The organism is Mycobacterium sp., from assembly GCF_049608025.1.
GTDB lineage: Bacteria > Actinomycetota > Actinomycetes > Mycobacteriales > Mycobacteriaceae > Mycobacterium.
This window is the reverse complement of sequence record NZ_JBMYXC010000021.1, coordinates 18,181-40,091: the sequence shown is the minus strand read 5'-3', so window position 1 is coordinate 40,091 and position 21,911 is coordinate 18,181. Positions and strand designations below refer to the sequence as shown.

Genomic DNA, 21,911 nt, shown 5'->3' with positions numbered 1-21,911 from the left:
ACTGCAGAACTTGCGGGCAGGGCTGAGGGCGATATGCGACGGCTAGCCGATCTGGTGGTTCGGTGGCCCCTGGTGGTGATCGGGGTGTGGATCGCGATGGCGGTCGCCCTGCCCCTGTCGTTCCCATCGCTGGGCGAGATGGCCGAGAGGAACCCGCTCGTCATCTTGCCCAGCGATGCGCCCTCGATGGTCACCGCCACCAGGATGGCCGAGGCATTCGAAGAAACCGGGTCGGACAACCTCCTGGTCGTTGCCTTGATCAATGAAAGTGGACTCACGCGGGCCGACGAGTCTGCCTATCGCGAGCTCGTGGACGCGCTGCGTGACGATGTCATCAACGTCGTATCGGTTCAGGATTTCGTCAGCACTCCGCAGTTGCGGCAGTTCCTGACCAGTGAGGACAAGACGACCTGGGTGTTGCCGGTCAGCCTTGAAGGTGAGTTGGGCACGCCGAGAGCCTATGAGTCCTTCAACCGAGTCGCCGACCTGGTCAAACATACTGTTCCAACGTACGGCGCGCCCACCTCCGGCGGCCCCGGTGATGACGGGCTCATTGTCTACCTGACCGGTCCGGCGGCCACCGTCGCGGACCTGACCGTCGCAGGCCAGCAGGATCGCCTGCCCATCGAGATCGCCATCGCCGTACTTGTCCTGATGGTGCTGTTGGTGGTGTACCGCAACGTCGTGACCATGCTGCTGCCGCTGGTGACGATCGGATCGTCGGTGCTCATCGCGCAGGGGTTGGTGGCCGGCTATTCCCACCTGACCGATTCGGGCGTCTCGAACCAGTCCATCGTCTTCCTGAGTGCGATCCTCGCCGGAGCCGGAACGGATTACGCCGTCTTCTTCATCAGCCGATATCACGACTATCTGCGGACAGGCGCTGAATTCGATCAGGCGGTCCGGGCGGCGATGATCTCGATCGGGAAGGTCATCACCGCATCTGCGGCCACCGTGGGCCTCACCTTTGTGGTGATGAGCTTCGCCAAGATGGGAGTGTTCCAGACGATCGGAGTGACCTGCGCGATCGGCATCGGCGTCGCATACCTGGCCGGGGTGACTCTGCTGCCGGCAATCATGGTGCTGGTCGGGCCGCGCGGCTGGGTCAAGCCGCGGCGCGAACTGACTGCCAGGTTCTGGAGACGGTCGGGCATCCGCATCGTGCGCCGACCGGTGCCACATCTGGTGGCCAGCGTGCTCGTGTTGGTCCTCCTGGGCGCCTACGCAGGTTTTGCTCAGTACAACTACGACGATCGCAAGGCGGTTGCGGCCTCGGCGCCGAGTTCGGTCGGATACGCCGCGCTGGAACGCCATTTTCCCATCAGCCAGTCCATCCCCCAATACATCCTGGTCCAATCGTCGCGGGACCTGCGCTCACCGCAGGCCCTCGCGGACTTGGAACAGATGGCTTCGCGCATTGCCCAGCTGCCGGACATCTCCCTGATCAGCGGCATCACCAGGCCTCTGGGCGAGGTGCCGCCGGAGTTCCGGGCCACATTCCAGGCGGGCATCGTGGGCGCCAAGCTTGCCGATGGTTCCGTTCAGATCGGGGACCGCGACGACGACTTGAACGAACTGTCAGCGGGCGCCAACGAACTGGCTGACGGACTGGGCGACGTGCGCGCACAGGTCAACGAAATCGCGCCGACCCTCAGGAGCCTGATCGACACATTCTCGGCGGTTAGAGCAGAATACGGCGGCGAGAAACTCGTGCGGGACGTCGCCACCACGGCCAAGCTCGTCGACAGCGTCAACAAGCTCGGCGTTTCCATGGGCATCAATTTTCGCACCGCGCGGGACATGTTCGCCTGGATAGGCCCCGTGCTGACGGCGCTGGAGGGCAACCGGGTGTGCGATTCAAATCCCTCCTGCGTCGACACCCGGCTCCAGTTCGAAAAGCTGGTCGTCGCCCAGCAGGACGGGCGTGTGGATGAGATCAATGAACTGGCCGGACAACTACAGGGGGTCGACGACCGGCAGAGCCTCACCGCGATGGTGAACAAGCTCAACGCCGCACTCGCCAAGTTGCAGAACATGGCGTCTGCCATGGGGCTGGACACGCCCGGCGGTGCGCGGGCGGGTCTGAACGAGCTACAGAATGAAGCCGACCGCGCCGCCGACGGAAGCCGGCAGGTAGCCGACGGCGTCGACGAATTGGTCGAACAGGTCCAAGTGATTGCCGACGGACTCGACGAGGCAGCGGTGTTCCTGTTGACGATGCGACGCGACGCCGCAAGCTCGACGATGGCAGGATTCAACATTCCGGCCGAAGTGCTGAACGCAGTGGAGTTCCAGCAGGCCGCCGAGGCGTACATCTCACCGGACGGCCATTCGGTGCGCTACCTCGTGCAAACCGACCTCAACCCGTTCAGTCCCGAGGCGATGGATCAGGTCGATGTGATCAGCGACATCGCCCGCGGCGCCCAGCCCAACACCACACTCGCCGAGGCCTCGATCTCGATGGGCGGTTTCCCGGCCTCGCTACGGGACACCCGCGACTACTACGAGCACGACATCCGGTTCATCATCATCGCGACCCTGATCGTCGTCCTGTTGATTTTGACCATGCTGCTGCGGTCGATCGTCGCGCCGGTCTATCTCGTCGCTTCGGTGGTGCTTTCCTATTTCGCGGCAATCGGCATCGGCGTACTGACGTTCCAGGTCATCCTCGGCCAGCAATTGCATTGGAGCGTGCCCCCGTTGGCCTTCGTGGTCCTGGTAGGGGTGGGCGCCGATTACAACATGCTGTTCGTGTCCCGAATGCGCGACGAGTCTCCCCACAGCATCCGCTACGGCGTCATTCGTGCCCTGGGATCGACGGGCGGTGTGATCACCGCAGCGGGTTTGATCTTCGCCGCCTCGATGGCCGGTCTCCTGTTCTCCAGCATCGGCATCGTGATCCAGGGCGGCTTCGTGATCGGCGTGGGCATCCTGCTGGACACCTTCGTGGTCCGCACCATCACCGTGCCCGCGATCGCTGCGCTGGTCGGTCAGGCGAACTGGTGGCCGTCACGGGTTGGCCGCGGGTCGAGGGTGGGCGGCGGGGGGCCTGCGTCGCCGGAGTCCCGGGCGCCGGCCGAAGTCGTTTAGCCGGGGATGGAATTCGCGCGCGCAGGTGATCTGTGTGAAGATACGAAAAGATAACGGAGCATTCAGCGGTAGAGATTTCGCAAGCTGCGCTCAAATAGAGATGAAGAAGCTCCGCTCAAATTGGCTACGGAGCAGACTTACTACGGACGTGATGTGACGCCTTCGCCCCAGTCTTCCATCCTCTCGATGCTGCATGGCCGTGCCAGCCTGCGTCCAGACGACGTGGCATACAACTTCACCGACTACGCCGACGATCCGGCGGGTGTCGCTGAGAGTCTCACCTGGTCGCAGCTATCGCGCCGAACGATGAATGTGGCACGCGAGCTGCGCAGTCAGGGATCGGTCGGTGACCGGGCAGTGATACTGGCCCCGCAGGGCCTCGACTACATTCTTGGTTTCCTGGGATCCATGCAGGCCGGGATGATCGCGGTTCCGCTGCCGATGCCGCACCGGGGCTCGAGCGACGGGCGGCTTGGTGCGGTCTTTGTCGATACGTCGCCTGCGGTCGTCCTCACCACCTCCGCTGTCGCGGTGGATGTCGGCGACCACGTTGACCAAGCGCGCATGGACATGGCCCCCAAGATCGTCGAAATCGATTCGCTGAACCTTTCCGCCGATGAGGGAATCGCCGACGGACCAAGCATCGAGACGGCTGATCTGCCTGAAGTCGCCTACTTGCAGTACAGCTCCGGATCGACCCGGACGCCGACCGGAGTGATGCTGTCGCATCGCAACCTGCAGGTGAACTTCGAGCAATTGATGCGCAGCTATTTCGTGGAATCCGGCATCACAGTGCCCGCGGACACCACGATGGTGTCCTGGCTGCCCTTTTACCACGACATGGGGTTGGTACTGGGCGTCTGCGCGCCGATCCTGGGCGGCTTCCGCGCCGAGTTGACCAGTCCGGTGGCTTTCCTGGAAAGACCGGCCCGGTGGATGCGGGCACTGGCCGAGAATCCGCACGCGTGGTCGTCGGCGCCCAATTTCGCTTTTGATATGGCCGCCCGGAAAACCACCGACAACGATCTTGCCGGGCTCGATCTGGGTGAGGTGCTCGGCATCATCAGCGGTGCCGAGCGGGTCGAACCGGCAACCCTGCGACGTTTTGTCGATCGGTTCGCGCATTTCAATTTCCAGGACCGGATGATGCGGCCTTCATATGGCTTGGCAGAGGCGACGGTCTTCGTGGCGGCCGGCACCTGGCAGGAAGCAGCGCCACCAGCTCGCTTTGATGTCGCAGAGCTGGGCGCGGGCCGTGTTCGGCGGTGTGCGGCTGGAGCCGGAACAGCTCTGGTGGCATACCGGGTGCCGAGCTCGCCCGTGTTGCGGATTGTTGACGTCGACACCACCCGGGAATGTCCGTCGGACGTCGTCGGAGAAATCTGGGTGCATGGCGAGAACGTCGCCAGCGGCTACTGGCGCAAATCGCCGCAGGAGCAGCAATGCTTCGGCGCGACACTGGTCGACCCGTCTCCGGGCACACCTGACGGGCCGTGGCTGCGAACCGGCGACCTCGGCTTCATCTCCGAGGGTGAGTTGTTCATCGTGGGCCGGATCAAGGATCTGCTGATCATCCGCGGGCGTAACCACTATCCAGAGGACATCGAGGCGACGGTCCAACAGATCACCCGCGGCCGGGTCGCGGCGGTATCGGTTCCGGTGAACGGCACCGAAAAGCTCGTCACCGTCATCGAGCTCAAGAAGCGAGCTGACAGCGGCGGGGACGCGATGGACTGGCTCAGCGAGATCAAGTCTGATGTCACCTCGGCGATATCCAATGTGCACGGCGTGAATGCCGAGGATCTGGTCCTGGTGTCACCCGGGTCGATTCCCATCACGACGAGCGGCAAGGTCCGGCGCTCGGCCTGCGTCGAGAACTACCGGGACGACCAATTCGTTCGGCTGGACGCCTGAGCTCGCTGTCCCCGGTGGTGGCTGCGCGGCGGAGTAGAGTCATAGGTGAACGAGACGCACAGTCGAGCAGAGGGAATGTGTGTGAGAAAGGCATGAAAAGACTCCTCGCGGTGGGCACCGCACTGACGACCATCGGCGCTGCAGGATGTTTCGGCTCCGGCATCGCGGCGGCCGACGAGACCGACGCAACGCCGTTCGGGCCCCCCGTCCCGCTATCGTCCGATGCCGAGTCGCAGTTGGGCACTCCCGGCCAGTCCTACGCGCTGGGCGGTGCCCGGGTTTCGAACGTCCCGTACGAGGCATTCATCATGGCTACCGGCGCGAAATGGTTCCAGGAGTCGGACCGCCAGATCGTCGATTATCCCGCCGGGCAGGTCCAGGGTCACACCCTGGAGCGACTGTTCCCGGGCATCGGTCAATTGGATGACTCGTTCCCGGGCCTGGGTCTCGACGGCCCCAGCATCGGTGAGTCGGTCGACGTCGGGGCGCCCGACACCATCCGTGCGATCCGTGCGGGTGGCCCGGGCACGGTGCACGGCCTGTCCGAAGGTGCGATGGTGCTCGACGAAGTGCAGCGAGATCTTGCCTATGACCCGGCCGGTCCGCCGCCAGATCAATTGAGCTTCGCGATGTACGGCCCACCGGTGGGACGGCACGGATTCGGTGAGGGTTTCCTGACCCAGATGTACCCGGTTGGCAGTGTCGTTCCGTCGCTGGACTACCGCATACCGCCACCGGTGGAGAGCCAGTACGACACCTACAACTTCGTCTCCGCTTACGACCTTGCCGCTGATTGGCCCGACAGGCCGGACAATTGGATATCCGTCGCCAATGCCATCGTGGGCCTGCCGACTGTTCACAGCGCGGTCGCGTTCACCGATCCGAGCATGGTGCCGCCCCAGAATGTCCGGACGACTGTCAACTCCCGGGGTGCCAAGACGACGACGTACATGGTTCCCGCGGAGCACCTCCCGCTGGTCCTGCCCCTGAAGTATCTCGGGGTGCCGCAAGACACCCTGCGGGAGCTCGATGCGGTGCTGCAACCCTACGTCGATGCGGGCTACTCACGAAACGACGACCCGCTGACCGCCCCGATCACGGTGGATCCGGTGAATGGCTATGATCCTGCCGACGTCACGGCGCCGATTACCCAGGCGGCCTTCGGTGGCGAAGCAGATCCGATATCACAGGTTTTCTCCTTCCTGCAGGCCGGGTTGGGCTTTTAGCCCTGGTCAGCGCACCCGGGACAGGCCGCTACAGTGCGTGGCGCTGTGATCGGCGCCAGTCCGGTCCGGTGCAGTAAGGTCTGGTCAACATAGGCGCAATGGCGCAGGCAGAGGGTGTGGAAAAAGTATGACGCGACTTCTCGCCGTCGGCACTGCGCTGACCACCATCGGCGCTGCAGGCTGTTTCGGACTGGGGATCGCGGCTGCCGACGAGACGCCGGTCGTACCGTGGAGCCCCGAAACCGGGGCCGAGGGCCAGTCTTCGCTGGGGACCCCTGGCAAGTCCTACGTCCTTGGTGGTGCTCGCGTGCTGGGCGTCGCGTATGACGAATACGTCGAGCAGACGGGCACGAAGTGGTTCCCGGGGCTGGACCAACAGACCGTCGACTACCCCGCCGGACAGGTTCAGGGACGCACGCTGGAACGGCTGTTTCCAGGCATCGGTCAGCTGGATGCTTTCTACCCGGGCCTGGGCCTCAATGGTCCCAGCGTCGGTGAGTCGGTCGCCGTGGGTACGCCCAACGTCATCGGTGCGATCCGCGAGGGTGGCCCCGGCACCGCGATGGGCCTGTCTGAGGGCGCGATGGTGCTCAACAGCGCGAAGGCTGAGCTCGCCTATGACCCGGCCGCTCCACCGCCGGATCAATTGAGCTTTGCCACCTACGGCGATCCGTTGGCACGGCACCCGTTCGGCGAGAGTTTCCTGACCCAGAATTTCCCCGTCGGCAGCGTCGTTCCCTCCCTCGATTACCGCATGCCACCGCCGGTCGAGAGTCAATACGACACCTACCAGTTCATCTCCCCCTACGACAGCATCGCCGACTGGCCTGACCGGCCGGACAACGTGATGTCCGTCGCCAACGCGATCGTGGGCCTGTTCACCGGTCACACCGCGGTCGCCTTCACCGAACCGAGCAATGTGCCGCCCCAGAACATCAGGACGACGGTCAATTCCCGGGGCGCGAAGACGACCACGTATTTCATTCCTGAGGAGCACCTCCCCTTGGTCCTGCCCCTCAAGTACCTCGGGGTGCCCAAAGAGACGCTGATAGAGCTTGACGCGGTGCTGAAACCCTATGTAGATGCGGGTTACTCGCGAAACGACGACCCGGCCACCGCGCCGATCACGGTGGATCCGGTCAACGGCTATGACCCCGCTGAAGTGACGGCGCCCACCACCGCCGCGGACTTCGGCCTTGCCGCCGATCCGGTCTCCCAAATCCTGTCCGGTCTTGACATGTTGGGCCAGCAACTGCTGCCCTGACCTGGCGGCCGGCCCGGTCGGTCAGACGATCGGTTGCGGCTTGCTGAACAGATACCCCTGCGCGCGGTCTGCTCCCAACTCGGCGAGCTTTTCCAGCACAGCCTCTGACTCAACCCCTTCGGCGATAGTGGTCAAGCCGTACGCTTTGGCGACGACGATGATGGTCTTCACGGCACGCTCGTCGGCAGCATCCTCAAGCATGTGCTGGACAAAGCTCTGATCGATTTTCAATATGTCGAGGTGGAGATTTCGTAGCTCGGTGAATGCGCCGTACCCGGTCCCGAAGTCATCCAGGGAGACCCGGCACCCCAGTTCCCGCATGCCTTGGGAAAAAACCTTGGCTGTCTTTGGTGCAGCGATCGCGATTGTTTCTGTGATCTCGAAATGGATTTTGTCCGTTGCGTCCGGACCTGCGGCGGTGAGCGCCGCCAGGATCTCAGTCATTGCCGCGGGGTCCCCGATCGTCTGCCCGGTGATGTTGACCGAAACCGCCCTGCCGGTGCGTGCCAAGTCGATGGCGCACCCGACCATGTACCGGTCGATCACCGGCATCAGTCCATACTTTTCGCACTGGGGAAGGAACTCATTCGGCTCCAGGATCGCCTCGCTGCCAATGGATCCCAGACGAATGAGGAGTTCCTCGGCAACCTTTTTCCGGGTGGCGATGTCCACGATGGGTTGTGAATAGACCAGCAGCGTGCCGTTACCGATGGCTGCCCAGACGCGTTCTTCCCACAGGGCGCGTTCACTGGTTTCGTGCTCGATTCTCTTGCGGTGGGTGATGTCGGTTCGTATCGTGACCAACTCCGTGGTTTCCCCGGCGGAGTTGTGCAGGGAAAACCGCTGGGTCATGACCGAGATGGTTTCTTCGCCACGGGTGATCGACTCTTCCTCAATCAGATGTTTACCGGTCAGAATGCGCACCGCAGCACGTCGCGAGCATTCCAGCGCAGCAGGTGGCAGGATCTCGTCCTCGGTCTTTCCGATGACGTCCTCAACCGCTGCTTTTCCGAACAACTGACAGAAGGCCTCGTTGACCATGGTGTAGCGGTGCTGGAGATCGCGCACCGAAATTGCCGACGGCGTGTTCGCCACGACCGCCTCAAATCGCTGCTGATTGAGGAATTCTCGTTCCTCGGCCTCCTCTCGCTGGCGGCTCAGTTCCGACACCGTCTTGGACACCGCTTCGAGCGCTATCTCCCGAGCGTGACTCTCGGCGTTCGCGGCAACCTGAGCGGTGATGTCTCGCAATATCCCGACGAACGCCCGTGTGCCATCGACCTCGATCTCGGTCACCGACAACTGCGCGGGAAAGCGGGACCCATTCTTTCGGGTCGCCATGACCTCACGGCCTGTCCCGATGATGTGGGCTTCACCCGTGCTGCGGTAGTCGGCCAGGTACTGGTCATGCTCGGCCTGGTAGGGCTCCGGCATGAGTAATCGAACGTTCCTGCCGACCACCTCGTCGGCGGGGTAGCCGAAGGTGTGTTCCGCGCCCCCATCAAATCTGAGGATCAGGCCTGCGGCATCGATGATGATGACCGACTCACGCAGATTCGGTGAGGTGGCGCCGTTGACATGAACCGCCACCTCGCCACCTCCAAGCGTAGAACCCCCCATCTTCGTCCAGAAAGGGCAAAAAAACGACCGAACGATCGTGTGGAATGTGACGACGCCGACGGCACTGACATCGCGGGTACAGGCTGCCAGTCGGTGGAATAGGTTGGTCATGTGGACCAAAGCCTTCCGCCGGGCGAGGGCGAGCATTACCTACGCCGAGAGCTGTACCAGAGGGTCCGAGAGGGCGATGAGATCTTCGAGTTCCTTCAGGCTGGATCCCTCGACGGAATCTGGTATTGGGACCTCGATGATCAGGAGCATGAGTGGCTCAGCCCCCGGTTCAAGGAGTTGTTCGGCTATCGCGATGATGAGGTTCCCCATACCTCGGATTGGTGGCAGGACCACATATTCCCTGAAGATCTTCCGGCGGTCCTGGATAACTTCGCCAAGCATGTGGAGAATCCGGACCATCCCTACGATCAGGTCGTGCGATACCGGCACCGAGACGGTTCGACGGTGTGGGTGCGCTGTCGCGGTTTGGCGATACGGGACGAGTTGGGTCGTCCGACTCGGCTGCTCGGCGCACACCAGAACATCACGGAGTTGATGGAGGCGAAGCAAGCCCTGGCCGCCCGGAACGCCGAACTGGAAGTCGCGATCATTCGCGACAGCCTGACCGGGCTTCTCAATCGAAAGGGCATCCTTGAATGCCTCGCCGGGGCGGTGGAGCGCGCGCGCCGCGGCCGCGACCTCGCGGTGCTATTCATTGATCTGGCTGAGTTCAAAGCGTTGAACGACAGGCATGGACATTCGGCGGGCGACGCGATTCTTCGTATTGCCGCTGACCGGCTTGTCGATACCGTGCGAGACGCGGACCAGGTAGGCCGTCTGGGCGGTGACGAGTTTCTGGTGGTACTCGACGGGGCTCCGTCAGCAACTCAGGCGCGTCAGGTTGCCGAACGATGCCACGCTGCGTTGATGATCCCGGTGGCGCTTCCTGCACTGCCGGAATATGAGATTGAAAGTTCCATCGGGATAGCGACATTTGAGTCCACGGACACCGTGGAGACCTTGGTCAGCAGCGCCGACGCGGCGATGTACGCAGCCAAGAAGTCGCGGGTTCCCGTCACCGAACGCCGATGAACTTCAAACCCAGACGAACGCGATAGGTAGCGGCCGCTACAGTCCGGCGAAACCTACCCCGAGCAACACGCAGCCCACGCCGGCCAGCAGGATGGACGCCCCCCGTCGACCCTGCGAGCGCAGCCGTTCATACAGTGCCCCCAGCATCCCGCGGGTGGCATCGGGGGCCACCAGATAGCAGATTAACGGGATCTCTACCAGGGCGAACGCCACAACGTTGAACAGCATGAGGGCGCTGAACTGGGTGGCGGCCGCGGCGCCGGTAGCGACGATGAGGGCCAGTGCCGCGACGTAGTCGACGGACGGCAGCGCCACGCCGACGCCCGCGACACCCGCCGTCCACAACGAACGGCCATCGAGCAGCTGACGGGCGCGCGCGGCGAGCGGTCCCCACAGTCGACCCGGGGGCCGGTCGCCGCGTCGACTGCCCCACACACCCGTGGCCACCAAGATGGCATTGGTCAGCACTATCGCGCCGACCACGATCTGCACCCTGGGCAGGGTGACGTTGGCCGACCCCAGGGCGGGTCGCAGGACGAACAACACGATCACGCCCACCGCGGTGCCCATCAAGAAGCCGCCGGCGAGGAAAGCGAGTAGTTGCGGGCCCGGCCTGGGCCGGTTGATCATCACGACTGTCATGCCGATCCGCAATGGCTCCAGGCTGGCCGCAAGGGCCATGAGGAGGAGAGTGATCCACATAACGGGTCGAGCATAGGCGTTAGGCCGGCGTCGGCGGCTCGGCCGTTCGGGACGTCCGAGGTCGGCTGGTGTTCGGGCTGCCGGGGCTGCCGGACGTGGCCGACGCGCAGGGATACGTGTGATGATGGAGTTGATGAGCGGTTCAGGGATCAATTCAGGTACCCAACTCAGCCCGTCCGCCCTGCGGGAGGCGTTCGGGCATTTCCCCGCAGGCGTCATCGCGATAGCAGCGGAGATCGACGGCATCCGCATCGGACTGGCGGCCAGTACGTTCGTCCCGGTTTCCCTTGACCCGCCGTTGGTGTCTTTCTGCGTGCAGAACTCGTCGACCACCTGGCCCCGACTCAGGAACGTCCCTTACCTCGGTATCAGCGTGCTCGGGGAGTCACATGATGAAGCAGCACGCACCCTGGCCGCCAAGACGGGCGACCGCTTCGCCGGGCTGGAGACTGCATCGAGTGAACGCGGCGCGGTGTTCGTCCACGGGACCAGCGTGTGGCTGGAAAGCGCCATCGAACAGTTGATCCCGGCGGGGGACCACACCATCGTGATTCTGCGGGTCAGCGACATGGCCGTGCATCTGGACGTGCCGCCGATCGTTTTCCACCGAAGCACCTACCGCAGGCTCGGCGCCTGAGGCCGGCCCGGGTCATCGGACTCTATGGCCGATTGCCGAGCTCCACGCGGTAACTGCTGATGCGCTGGTCCAGCTCAGCGGCATCGGCGCTGCGGCCCTCGGTGCGGGCCAGCGCGGCGCGGGTGCTGAGTTCGCGGATCGCTGTGCGAAGGTCGTTGAGGCTTTGTGGCTCTCGAAGCGACATGGGGGCTGCCTTTCTCCGGTGATTGGCTGCTTCCCGAGAGCCTACTCCGGGGCAAGGTCACTCAGGGGCGCATCGCGTATGCGCCGTCGTAGCCCTTCACCTGCTCCCAGACCCGATCGAAGCGTGCTGCGTCGGCAACCGGCTTTCGCACCGCGGACAGCGCCCACGCCTGCTGTGCGGGTGTGGAGCTCGGCTTGCCGTGCAGCGCGATGGCGTAGGCGGAGAAGTCCCGAATCTGGATGTCGAAAATCTGGTCCACCAGGTCGCGATCGAGGCCGATCAGCTCTGCCTGCTCGAGCATCAACTGGCCGTACACCACCAGCGTGAAGAGATGCCCGATGACCAGAACGAAGTCGAGGTCTTTCTGCTGATCGGCGTCGGGGGCCGCGGTGGTCAGCAGCTCCTTCAGCGCCTGCACCTGTTCGTAGAAGCGGGCGACGTTGGCAATGTCGGAGTTCTTCTCGTATATCGGAGCCCAGTCCGCGAACTGCACCTTGGACGCGCCGCGGGCCGGGCCCTGGGACCAGAAGAAGACATCGTCGGCCGGGTCGTTTCGGGTGCCGATCTCCGGGTATTCGGCCGGATTGAACATGTAGTTCGGCATGAACTTCAGAATCTGCGCGACGTTGACGTGCACGGTGCCCTCGAGCCGCGGCAGCGCTCCGATGAGGCGGGCAACCTCGCAGAAATAGGTGTTCTTCTCGAAACCCTTGGCGGCCAGCACGTCCCACAACAGGGTGACCACCTTCTCGCCTTCGGAGGTGACCTTGGACTTGGTCACCGGGTTGAAGAGCAGGTAGCGGCGGTCCTCGAGACTTGCACTGCGGAAGTAGTCGATCGCGCGGTCACTGAACGTCTTCATCGCGATCAACCTGGCGTAGGCATCGACGAAGCTGGCGCGCACGTGCGGAAAATCGGTGACCGGATTTCCGTACAGGATGCGATTGTTGGCATGTGTGATGGCTTCGTAGAACGCGTGTTCACACATGCCGATCGAGCCGCTGCACAGGTTGAATTTGCCGACGTTGACGGTGTTGAGGGCCGCAGAGAACGCGTCAGGGCCGGTACAGAGGATGTCCTCCTCGTGCACCGGGTAGTCGTTGAGCGCAAAATTGCTCACGAACATCTGGCCGTGCACCACGTTGCCGAGCAGCTCGTAGTTCGGGTGGCCGCTGTCGGCGACGAACCAGATATAGCCGTCGGCGCCTTCGACATCGGTGCGGCGGCAAAACACCGACACCATGCCCGCCACGTTGCCGTTTCCGATGTAGTACTTCTCGCCGGAAGCACGAAACACGACGCCGTCGTCGTCGTCCTCGGCCGCCGGAGTCAGCAGCATGTCGGTGTTGTAGATATCGGCCCCGTGGTCACGCTCGGACAGGGCGAACGCCATGACGCCGCCCGCCTCGAGCTGGGCCGCCGCCCGCTCCTTGGCCTTGATGTTGTCGCTCTGCCAGATCGGGCCGAGACCAAGGATGGTGACCTGTTCTGCGTACCAGTACGCGAGGCCATAGAAACCCAGAATCTCGCTCAGCACGGCGTTGCGCGAGGTGTCCCAGCGCTTGTCGGCGTCGCCGTCGGCGAATTCCGACGGGGTGAGGAAAGTGGCGAACAGTCGCTCCTGCTTGACGAAGTCCAGGAAGTCGGTCACCCAGGTCGCTTCCAGGTCGTCGCGAAGCAGCCTTTCCTTGCCACGCTCCTCGAACCACTCGATCAGGGCGCGCAGCTGACGTCGAGATTCCGGGTCAAGCCGCTCAGGGTCGAATCGGTTCGGGTTGAGCAACAGGCCGTTTGAGGTCGGCGTGGTTGGCACGATATGGCCTTTCATCGATACGGGTCTGGGGTCGAATCTAGCGGGTAGACCAACTGGGCACGCTGTGCGCGAGCGTCGCGGTAGCCCATCGTCTGACGCCGGTCTCAGGCATGCACGTTGCGCATGCCTACGGCGTTGCGCAGACCTGAGCAGTTCACGCAGCCCACGCAGCCAATACAGTCCGAGCATGCAATGCAGCCCACACACGCCTGGCACTTCGTGGAGCCGATGCACCCCAGGCAGGCCGCGCATTCCCGGCAGAGCACGCACAGAATCGTGAGGACGCTGCCAGCGATGGCGGCGCCTGCGGCGGTGGCGATGGATCCGGTGACGCCGGCGCTGCCGGCGGTGCCGATTGACCCGGCTACCCCGGCGCTGCCGGCGGTGGCGATCGACCCGGCGACCCCGGCGCTACCGGCGGTGGCGATCGACCCGGCGACCCCGGCGCTGTCGACCGTCGCGACAGAACCCACGACACCGCGCACCGCCTCCACGGACATCTCTTGCTCTTCGCCCATGGTCGCTAACCCCTTCGGAATAGCTTGTTGCCCAGCCACACGACCGGGTCGTACTTTCGGTCGGCGGCGCGTTCCTTCATCGGGATCAACGCGTTGTCGGTGATCTTGATGTGCTCAGGGCACACCTCGGTACAGCACTTGGTGATGTTGCACAGGCCCAGGCCGTTGTCCTCCTGCGCCTGTTCGGGCCGTCGCTCCATGGTGTCCAGCGGGTGCATGTCCAGTTCGGTCTGACGCATCAGGAAGCGCGGGCCTGCGTAGGCTTTCTTGTTGTCCTCGTGGTCACGCACCACATGGCAGACGTCCTGGCAGAGGAAGCACTCGATGCACTTGCGGAACTCCTGGGACCGGTTGACGTCTTCCTGCTGCATGCGGTACTCGCCAGGCTGGAGATCCTTCGGTGGCGTGAACGACGGAATCTCCCGAGCCTTCTCGTAGTTGAAAGAAACGTCGGTGACCAGGTCACGCATCACGGGGAACGTTCGCAGCGGCGTCACCGTGACGGTCTCGTCCTCGTCGAATGTCGACATGCGCGTCATGCACATCAGCCGGGGCTTGCCGTTGATCTCTGCCGAGCAGGATCCGCACTTGCCCGCCTTGCAGTTCCAGCGCACCGCCAGATCCGGAGTCTGGGTTGCCTGCAGCCGGTGAATGATGTCGAGCACCACTTCGCCGTCGTTGACCTCGACGGTGAAGTCCTGCAGGCCGCCGCCGGAGTCGTCGCCGCGCCAGACCCGCAGGCTCGCTTGATATGAACCGGTGGACCCTGCCATGTTCAGCCCTTCCGTTCGGGGTGCTCGGTCAGTTCGCCTTCGGTGTAGTACTTCTCGAGTTCGGAGAGCTCGAAAACCTCCAGCAGATCTGGTCGCATCGGTAGTTGCTGCTCCGGGGTGACTGTGACCCCGGGGACCATTGCTTCGCTGGTCGCGGCCTCGGTGGTTCGGCAGACCAGCAGCGTGTTGCGCCAGTTGGCATCCATCGTCGGGTGGTCGTCGCGGGTGTGTCCGCCACGGCTCTCGGTGCGCTGGAGCGCCGCCTTGGCCACGCACTCGCTGACGAGCAGCATGTTGCGCATGTCGATCGCCAGGTGCCAGCCCGGGTTGTAGACCCGACCGCCCTCGACCGCGACGTTCTGCAGACGGCCCCGCAATTCGGCCAGCTTTGCCAAAGCTTCGTTGATCTCGCTTTCCTTGCGAATGATGCCCACCAGGTCGTTCATCGACTGTTGGAGTTCAGCGTGCAGCGTGTAGGGGTTCTCCGGACTCTCGTGGCTGTCGTACGGTGCCAGCGCCATCTTGGCGGCCTCCTCGAGCGCCGCCTCGGACACGTTCGGCCGCTCGGACATCGCCCGCACATAGTCCGATGCGCCCAGGCCCGCGCGGCGCCCGAACACCAGCAGGTCGGACAGCGAGTTGCCGCCGAGGCGGTTGCTTCCGTGCATTCCGCCGGCACACTCGCCTGCCGCGAAGAGGCCCGGAGTCGCGGCGCCGCCGGTGTCGGGGTCGACCTCGATGCCGCCCATCACGTAGTGGCAGGTCGGGCCGACCTCCATCTCGTCCTTGGTGATGTCGACCTCGGCGAGCTCGATGAACTGGTGATACATCGAGGGCAGCCGACGTTTGATCTCCTCGGTAGGCATCCGGGATGCGATGTCCAGGTAGACCCCGCCGTGCGGGGTGCCGCGACCTGCTTTGACCTCGGCCACGATGGCCCGGGCCACTTCGTCGCGGGGCAGTAGGTCAGGGGTGCGGCGGGCGGAGTCGTTGTCCTCGAGCCACTGGTCGGCCTCTTCCGCGGTCTCGGCGTACTGGCCCTTGAACACCGCGGGGATGTAGTCGAACATGAACCGCTTGCCCTCGGAGTTCTTCAGCACTCCGCCGTCGCCGCGGACGCCCTCGGTGACCAGGATGCCCTTGACCGAGAGAGGCCAGACCATGCCGGTCGGGTGGAACTGGATGAACTCCATGTTGATCAGGTTCGAACCCGCCCGCAGGGCCAGAGCGTGGCCGTCGCCGGTGTACTCCCAGGAGTTCGACGACACTTTGAACGACTTGCCGATGCCGCCGGTCGCCAGCACCACGGCGGGGGCCTCGAACACGATGAAGTTGCCGGTCTCACGCCAGTAGGCGAAGGCGCCGGCAATGCGCTGGCCGCCGGCGGCGTCTGCGTCCAGGATCAGGTCGGTCACCGAGCATTCGTGAAAGACTTTGATCCGGGCCTCGTAGTCGCCGAATTCCTTCTTGTCCTCCTGTTGCAGCGAGACGATCTTCTGCTGCAGGGTGCGGATGATCTCCAGGCCGGTGCGGTCGCCGACGTGCGCCAACCGGGGATAGGTGTGACCGCCGAAGTTCCGCTGGCTGATCTTGCCGTCCTTGGTGCGGTCGAACAGCGCGCCGTAGGTCTCCAGTTCCCACACCCGTTCCGGGGCTTCCTGCGCGTGCAATTCGGCCATCCGCCAGTTGTTCAGGAACTTGCCGCCGCGCATGGTGTCACCGAAGTGAACCTGCCAGGAATCCTTGGTGTTGACGTTGCGCATGGCCGCGGCGCAACCGCCCTCGGCCATCACGGTGTGCGCCTTGCCGAACAGCGATTTGGTCACCACCGCGACGCGCAGGCCGCGCTCACGGGCTTCGATCACCGCGCGCAGACCCGCGCCGCCGGCACCGATCACGACGACGTCGTAGGCGTGCCGTTCTAATTCAGCCATCGATCCTCACTTGTCTACTCTGACGAACTCACCGGAAGCCGAACCGTTGTCAGCCGATGAATCTCAGGTCAGAGATGGTGTTGCTGGCAACCAGCATGATGTAGAAATCGGTCAGCATCAGCGTGCCCAGGGTGATCCAGGCGTACAGCTTGTGCCGCGTGTTCAGCCTGCTGATCTGCGTCCACATCCAGTAGCGGACTGGGTGTTTGGAGAAGTGCTTGAGTCGGCCGCCCACGACGTGCCTGCAGGAGTGGCAGGAAATCGTATAGACCCAGAGCATCACGACGTTTCCGACGAGGATGACGTTGCCCAACCCGAACCCGAAGCCGGTCGGGGAGTGGAAGGCCTTGATCGCGTCGTAGGTGTTGATCACCGAGATGATCGCCGCGATGTAGAAGAAGTAGCGGTGGGTGTTCTGGATGATCAGCGGCAACCGGGTTTCGCCGGTGTAGGTGGCGTGCGGTTCGGCGACTGCGCACGCGGTGGGGGACTGCCAGACCGTTCGGTAGTAGGCGCCGCGGTAGTAGTAGCAGGTCAGCCTGAACAGCAGCAGGAACGGCAGGGTCACCGCCGCGTAGGGGAGCCACCAGACGTCGGGGAGGAACTGGCCGAAGTGGCTCGCCTCGGGGATGCATCCCGACTGCGTGGCCTCGTTCCACTTGACGACGCACGGGGAGTAGAACGGTGTCAGATAGTGGTAGTCGGCGACGAAGTAGTTGTTCTGCATGAACGCCCGCACCGTGGCGTAGATGACGAACGCGGCGAAACCCAGGTCGATGAGAATCGGCGACTTCAGCCAGTTGTCGGTGCGCAGTGTGCGTTGCGCAATCTGCGCACGGCCAGGCGAAAAGACGCCGGTCGCTTTGCGGTCGGCGGTGGGAGCGCTCACTGTTGCCTTTCTATGTGGTTGTCGGCCCGGTTCGCGTCCCGCAGATCATTCACGGCACGCTGACGCTTATCGCGTCCCGCCGAGACCGTCGTCGTCCACGCCGCGCCAGAAATCCCAATCGTACTGGGTGTCTGGGATCGCAATGCGCTCGCTGGGCTGCTGGTGCTTGCTGACGCCACGGGTCAGTTCGAGCTCTTCGGCGTCGATATCCAGTCGGTCGATATCGTTGAAGATTCGTTCGGCGTCGTTGACGATGCGACGGGTAGCCGGGCTGTTCCCGTAACGCGACGCAATCGACGTGACGCATCGCCGGAGGCTTCCGACCAATTCGTGAAGCTCGGCGAGTTCGTTAGTGCTAGACATGTGACCGCCTTTGGCTGAAGGGTGCCTCGAAATACAGTACGCAATCGATGCTAATCACAACACCGAAGCAATGGTGAAACAGATCACGTCACAATGAACAGAACCGGTGGACCCGATGGGTCCTGAGGCGAGCCCATCGCAGCCGCGCCGTTACCGGTGTTGCGCGGCCGGTTGGCCGTCGGGGTCGTCCCACCCGCTTGCCGGCGAGCGGGTGCGCCTCGTCAAGGGCCTGGCCTATGGCTGGTCCAGCCTGCGTTCCCGCCCGGTCAGGCCGGCCTCAACGTCAACGTCAACGTGGGCCGGCGGCTACGCACAGTCGGTACGACGAAAGGTAGCGGTATCGTCGACCTGCGCCGGCTACTCCGTCGTCGCGCGAAGCACTCCAAGCACGCGAACAGCAAGCCGGGAAGCGGACCGGCCGCCTCCCAGATTGGATTAGTTTGATGGCATTGACGATCGGTGACACTGCCCCGGATTTCGAGGCCGCCACGACTGAGGGGCCGATTAGGTTCCACGACTGGATCGGTGAGGGTTGGGCGGTGTTGTTCTCACACCCCCGGGACTTCACGCCGGTATGCACCACCGAACTTGGGTACATGGCAAGGATCAAACCGGAGTTCGACCGTCGCAATGTCAAGATCATCGGGTTATCCGTCGACCCGGTTGACAACCATGCCGAGTGGGCACGCGACATCGCGGAAACTCAAGGGGTAGCCCCCAACTACCCCATGATCGCCGACACCGACTTCGCCGTCGCCAAGGCCTACGGGATGCTCCCCGCGGAGACCGCCGGTGATCCCACCCAGCGCACGCCGGCAGAGAATGCCACATTGCGCAATGTTTTCGTGATCGGGCCCGACAAGGCGATCAAACTGGTGTTGGTTTACCCGATGACCACTGGCCGGAACTTCGATGAGGTGCTGCGGGTGATTGATTCGTTGCAGCTGACTTCTACTCATCGGCTTGCTACTCCAGCGCAATGGCAGCCCGGCGATGATGTCATCATCGCCGGCTCGGTCAGCGACGAAGAAGCCCAGCAGATCTATCCGGACGGCTGGAAGGCTCCTCGCCCGTACTTGCGCATCGTGCCTAGCCCCGACGTCTGAGCGCGGTAGTCGGCACGACCATAAGTCCTGCAGAGCTGGGTACCTCGCACGGACGGCGTTCGTGGGCGGTGCGTTGGGCAGCCGGCATGATCGTCGCGACGCTCAGCACCGACGACCAGCCATGGCGTTCACTCCCAGAACCGGCTCACAGTGGGACTCCGACGCCGGTGAGCACACCGTGATGGGGGCTTCACACAAGGCGACACTGTGGCAATAACGGCTTCCTAACATCGCGGTCATGGCGCCAACTTCGCATGTAGTGGTCGTCGGCCACGGGATGGTTGGCCATCGGTTCGTCGAGGCCCTGCGGTCGCGCGATGCCGATGGTGACTGGAAGGTGACCGTCTTCGCCGAAGAGGCCGACGCGGCTTACGACCGCGTCGGGCTGACCGGTTACACCGAGCACTGGGACCGTGCCAGGCTGGCGTTGCCGGGCAACGATTACCTCGGCGACGGGCTGGTCGAGGTCCGGTTGGGGGCCCGCGTGGCCGGGCTCGACCCCGCGGCCAAGTCGGTCATCGCCGCAGACGGCCGCCGCCTCGGCTATGACGCGCTGGTGCTGGCGACCGGGTCGTACGCTTTCGTGCCGCCGGTGCCTGGCCGCGACCTGCCGCACTGCCACGTGTACCGAACCTTTGACGACCTCGACGCGATCCGCGCGGGCGCGTTGCGCGCCCGGGAGGGCGGTCGAGCGCCGGTAGGCGTCGTGGTCGGCGGCGGCCTGCTGGGACTAGAGGCCGCGAACGCAATTCGAGGATTCGGGCTGCAACCCCACATTGTCGAGATGGCGCCCCGGCTGATGGCTCACCAGCTCGACGAAGCAGGCGGCGCACTGCTGGGCAACATGGTCACCGAGTTGGGCATCACCGTGCACACCGGTGTCGGGACCAGCTCGATCCAGCCGACTCAACGTAATCGGCCGGTCCGGCGGTCCGCCGAGGACGACTGCGTGCGGGTGACGCTGAGCGACGGGACATTCATCGACGCCGGTCTGGTGGTCTTCGCCGCGGGTGTGCGGCCACGTGACGAGCTGGCCCGCGATGCGGGGCTGGAAATCGCCGACCGAGGTGGCGTCCTCACGGACCTATCGTGTGAGACAAGTGAAACCAACGTGTATGCAGTCGGTGAAGTAGCCGCGATCGAGGGCCGGTGTTACGGCCTGGTGGGCCCGGGATACACCAGTGCTGAGGTGGTGGCCGATCGGTTGCTGGGGGGTGCCGCGGACTTCCCCGAGGCCGATATGTCCACCAAACTCAAGCTCCTCGGTATGGACGTGGCCAGTTTCGGCGACGCGATGGGTACCGCGCCAGATTGCCTGCAGGTGGTGGTCAACGACCCGGTGAAGCAGACCTACGCCAAGCTGGTGCTGTCCGATGACGCCAAAACCCTCCTCGGCGGCGTCTTGGTCGGCGATGCCTCCGCCTACGGCCTGTTGCGCCCGATGGTCGGGGAGAGACTCCCGGGTGATCCGCTCGCGCTCATCGCCCCGGCCGGGCCAGAAAGCGGTACGGGGCTCGGTGTCGGCGCACTGCCCGCAGGCGCGCAGATTTGTTCCTGCAACAACGTCTCCAAAGGTGATCTCATCGACGCGATCGCCTGCGGATGCGCGGACGTGCCCGCCTTGAAGAGTTGCACCAAGGCGGGCACGTCATGCGGGTCGTGCGTGCCGTTGCTCAAGCAGCTGCTCGAAGTTGAGGGCGTCGAGCAATCCAAGGCGCTGTGTGAACACTTCCCCCAGTCACGAGCTGAGCTGTTCGAGATCGTCTCGGCCACCGAGATTCGAACGTTCTCGGTGCTGATCGAACGGTTCGGCACCGGACGAGGTTGCGACATCTGCAAGCCCGTGGTGGCCTCGATTCTCGCCTCGACGAGCTCTGCGCACATCCTCGACGGTGAGCAGGCCTCGCTGCAGGATTCCAACGACCACTTTCTGGCCAACATCCAGAAAAACGGAAGCTACTCGGTGGTGCCTCGGGTGCCCGGCGGAGACATCAGCCCCGAACACCTGATCCTGATCGGCGAGATCGCCCGGGATTTCGGGCTGTACACCAAGATCACCGGTGGTCAGCGCATCGACATGTTCGGGGCGCGGGTGGACCAGCTCCCCGAGATCTGGCGCCGGCTCGTCGAGGGTGGCATGGAATCCGGGCACGCATACGGTAAGGCGCTGCGCACCGTCAAGAGCTGCGTCGGTAGCGACTGGTGTCGTTACGGCCAGCAGGATTCGGTGCAGATGGCCATCAACCTGGAGCTGCGCTACCGGGGTTTGCGTGCTCCGCACAAGATCAAGATGGGCGTGTCCGGGTGCGCCCGCGAGTGCGCGGAGGCGCGCGGCAAGGACGTCGGCGTCATCGCGACCGAAACCGGCTGGAACCTCTATGTCGGGGGCAACGGCGGCATGACGCCGCGGCATGCAGAACTGCTGGCTGGTGATCTCGACGACGACACCCTGGTGCGCTATATCGACCGGTTCCTGGTCTTCTACATCCGCACCGCTGACAGGCTGCAACGTACCGCGCCCTGGGTGGAGGAGATGGGCGTGGAGCACCTGCGGGAGGTGGTGTGCGACGACTCGCTGGGTCTCGCCGCCGAGTTCGAGGCCGCTATCGTCCGCCACGTCGAGGGCTATGCGTGTGAGTGGAAGGGCGTGCTCGAGGATCCCGACAAGCTCAGGAGATTCGTTTCGTTCGTGAACGCACCCGGCTTCGCCGACCCCACGGTGACCTTCACCGAGAGTTCGGGGCGCAAGGTGCCGACCCTGATCGGCATGCCGACGCTGCCGGGAAGTGGCTGAA

At 64.0% G+C, this 21,911-nt stretch carries 17 protein-coding genes; 8 read left to right on the top strand and 9 right to left on the bottom strand.

Annotation, left to right across the window (positions count from 1 at the left end):
- The first annotated feature begins 33 nt into the window (after positions 1-33).
- From ACPGXI_RS09520 to pe (ACPGXI_RS09505), 4 genes are all read left to right on the top strand, one after another.
- A complete protein-coding gene (locus ACPGXI_RS09520) occupies positions 34-3,090 on the top strand; it encodes an MMPL/RND family transporter (RefSeq protein ID WP_526652157.1) in 3,057 nt (1,018 codons plus the stop codon).
- Between the two features lie 153 nt (positions 3,091-3,243).
- Positions 3,244-5,004: a fatty-acid--AMP ligase gene (locus ACPGXI_RS09515; RefSeq protein WP_526652155.1), complete on the top strand. Its 1,761-nt coding sequence runs from the start codon at positions 3,244-3,246 to the stop codon at positions 5,002-5,004.
- A 92-nt stretch (positions 5,005-5,096) separates the two neighbouring features.
- Positions 5,097-6,230 (top strand): acyltransferase PE, encoded by a 1,134-nt coding sequence (pe, locus tag ACPGXI_RS09510; protein ID WP_526652153.1) that lies wholly within the window; start codon positions 5,097-5,099, stop codon positions 6,228-6,230.
- Positions 6,231-6,357: 127 nt separating this feature from the next.
- Complete coding sequence (gene pe, locus ACPGXI_RS09505) at positions 6,358-7,494, top strand: acyltransferase PE (RefSeq protein WP_526652151.1); 1,137 nt, start codon at positions 6,358-6,360, stop codon at positions 7,492-7,494.
- A 21-nt stretch (positions 7,495-7,515) separates the two neighbouring features.
- Here the strand turns inward: pe (ACPGXI_RS09505) and ACPGXI_RS09500 are convergent, their stop codons facing one another.
- On the bottom strand, positions 7,516-9,084 hold the full coding sequence (locus ACPGXI_RS09500) for an EAL domain-containing protein (RefSeq protein WP_526652149.1): 1,569 nt from the start codon (positions 9,082-9,084) through the stop codon (positions 7,516-7,518).
- A 141-nt stretch (positions 9,085-9,225) separates the two neighbouring features.
- Here ACPGXI_RS09500 and ACPGXI_RS09495 point away from each other — a divergent pair, with 141 nt between their 5' ends.
- Positions 9,226-10,197, top strand: a complete 972-nt coding sequence (locus ACPGXI_RS09495; RefSeq protein ID WP_526652147.1) for a diguanylate cyclase domain-containing protein — start codon at positions 9,226-9,228, stop codon at positions 10,195-10,197.
- Positions 10,198-10,233: 36 nt separating this feature from the next.
- Here the strand turns inward: ACPGXI_RS09495 and ACPGXI_RS09490 are convergent, their stop codons facing one another.
- Entirely contained in the window at positions 10,234-10,899 is a 666-nt protein-coding gene (locus ACPGXI_RS09490) for a GAP family protein (RefSeq protein ID WP_526652145.1), read from the bottom strand.
- A 148-nt stretch (positions 10,900-11,047) separates the two neighbouring features.
- Between ACPGXI_RS09490 and ACPGXI_RS09485 the strand changes: the two genes are divergently transcribed.
- Complete coding sequence (locus tag ACPGXI_RS09485; protein WP_526652167.1) at positions 11,048-11,536, top strand: flavin reductase family protein; 489 nt, start codon at positions 11,048-11,050, stop codon at positions 11,534-11,536.
- 22 nt (positions 11,537-11,558) lie between these two features.
- Here ACPGXI_RS09485 and ACPGXI_RS09480 read toward each other — a convergent pair whose 3' ends face one another.
- The 7 genes from ACPGXI_RS09480 to ACPGXI_RS09450 all read right to left on the bottom strand — a co-directional run bounded on the left by ACPGXI_RS09480 (position 11,559) and on the right by ACPGXI_RS09450 (position 18,010).
- On the bottom strand, positions 11,559-11,720 hold the full coding sequence (locus ACPGXI_RS09480; protein WP_526652144.1) for a hypothetical protein: 162 nt from the start codon (positions 11,718-11,720) through the stop codon (positions 11,559-11,561).
- Between the two features lie 61 nt (positions 11,721-11,781).
- Entirely contained in the window at positions 11,782-13,548 is a 1,767-nt protein-coding gene (locus ACPGXI_RS09475; protein WP_526652142.1) for an acyl-CoA dehydrogenase family protein, read from the bottom strand.
- 89 nt (positions 13,549-13,637) lie between these two features.
- Positions 13,638-14,051: a hypothetical protein gene (locus ACPGXI_RS09470; protein ID WP_526652140.1), complete on the bottom strand. Its 414-nt coding sequence runs from the start codon at positions 14,049-14,051 to the stop codon at positions 13,638-13,640.
- Positions 14,052-14,056: 5 nt separating this feature from the next.
- A complete protein-coding gene (locus tag ACPGXI_RS09465; RefSeq protein ID WP_526652138.1) occupies positions 14,057-14,824 on the bottom strand; it encodes a succinate dehydrogenase/fumarate reductase iron-sulfur subunit in 768 nt (255 codons plus the stop codon).
- A 2-nt stretch (positions 14,825-14,826) separates the two neighbouring features.
- A complete protein-coding gene (locus ACPGXI_RS09460; RefSeq protein WP_526652136.1) occupies positions 14,827-16,758 on the bottom strand; it encodes a fumarate reductase/succinate dehydrogenase flavoprotein subunit in 1,932 nt (643 codons plus the stop codon).
- Positions 16,759-16,807: 49 nt separating this feature from the next.
- Positions 16,808-17,647 (bottom strand): succinate dehydrogenase subunit SdhC, encoded by an 840-nt coding sequence (gene sdhC, locus ACPGXI_RS09455; protein ID WP_526652134.1) that lies wholly within the window; start codon positions 17,645-17,647, stop codon positions 16,808-16,810.
- 66 nt (positions 17,648-17,713) lie between these two features.
- On the bottom strand, positions 17,714-18,010 hold the full coding sequence (locus ACPGXI_RS09450) for an Rv0250c family protein (protein ID WP_526652132.1): 297 nt from the start codon (positions 18,008-18,010) through the stop codon (positions 17,714-17,716).
- Positions 18,011-18,453: 443 nt separating this feature from the next.
- Here ACPGXI_RS09450 and ACPGXI_RS09445 point away from each other — a divergent pair, with 443 nt between their 5' ends.
- Both ACPGXI_RS09445 and nirB read left to right on the top strand, forming a co-directional pair.
- Positions 18,454-19,116 carry a peroxiredoxin gene (locus ACPGXI_RS09445; RefSeq protein ID WP_526652130.1) on the top strand — a complete coding sequence of 221 codons (663 nt, stop codon included), beginning with the start codon at positions 18,454-18,456 and terminating at the stop codon, positions 19,114-19,116.
- Between the two features lie 238 nt (positions 19,117-19,354).
- Positions 19,355-21,910 carry a nitrite reductase large subunit NirB gene (gene nirB, locus ACPGXI_RS09440; protein ID WP_526652128.1) on the top strand — a complete coding sequence of 852 codons (2,556 nt, stop codon included), beginning with the start codon at positions 19,355-19,357 and terminating at the stop codon, positions 21,908-21,910.
- Position 21,911 lies beyond the last annotated feature (1 nt).

Excerpts from the sequence above, each read along its gene's own strand:
- ACPGXI_RS09480 (WP_526652144.1), bottom strand. The coding sequence starts at position 11,720 with ATGTCGCTTCGAGAGCCACAAAGCCTCAACGACCTTCGCACAGCGATC.
- ACPGXI_RS09470 (WP_526652140.1), bottom strand. The coding sequence starts at position 14,051 with ATGGGCGAAGAGCAAGAGATGTCCGTGGAGGCGGTGCGCGGTGTCGTG.
- nirB (WP_526652128.1), top strand. The coding sequence starts at position 19,355 with ATGGCGCCAACTTCGCATGTAGTGGTCGTCGGCCACGGGATGGTTGGC.
- ACPGXI_RS09520 (WP_526652157.1), top strand. The coding sequence starts at position 34 with ATGCGACGGCTAGCCGATCTGGTGGTTCGGTGGCCCCTGGTGGTGATC.
- ACPGXI_RS09445 (WP_526652130.1), top strand. The coding sequence starts at position 18,454 with ATGGCATTGACGATCGGTGACACTGCCCCGGATTTCGAGGCCGCCACG.
- ACPGXI_RS09490 (WP_526652145.1), bottom strand. The coding sequence starts at position 10,899 with ATGTGGATCACTCTCCTCCTCATGGCCCTTGCGGCCAGCCTGGAGCCA.
- ACPGXI_RS09465 (WP_526652138.1), bottom strand. The coding sequence starts at position 14,824 with ATGGCAGGGTCCACCGGTTCATATCAAGCGAGCCTGCGGGTCTGGCGC.
- pe (WP_526652151.1), top strand. The coding sequence starts at position 6,358 with ATGACGCGACTTCTCGCCGTCGGCACTGCGCTGACCACCATCGGCGCT.
- ACPGXI_RS09450 (WP_526652132.1), bottom strand. The coding sequence starts at position 18,010 with ATGTCTAGCACTAACGAACTCGCCGAGCTTCACGAATTGGTCGGAAGC.
- ACPGXI_RS09460 (WP_526652136.1), bottom strand. The coding sequence starts at position 16,758 with ATGGCTGAATTAGAACGGCACGCCTACGACGTCGTCGTGATCGGTGCC.
- pe (WP_526652153.1), top strand. The coding sequence starts at position 5,097 with ATGAAAAGACTCCTCGCGGTGGGCACCGCACTGACGACCATCGGCGCT.
- ACPGXI_RS09475 (WP_526652142.1), bottom strand. The coding sequence starts at position 13,548 with ATGAAAGGCCATATCGTGCCAACCACGCCGACCTCAAACGGCCTGTTG.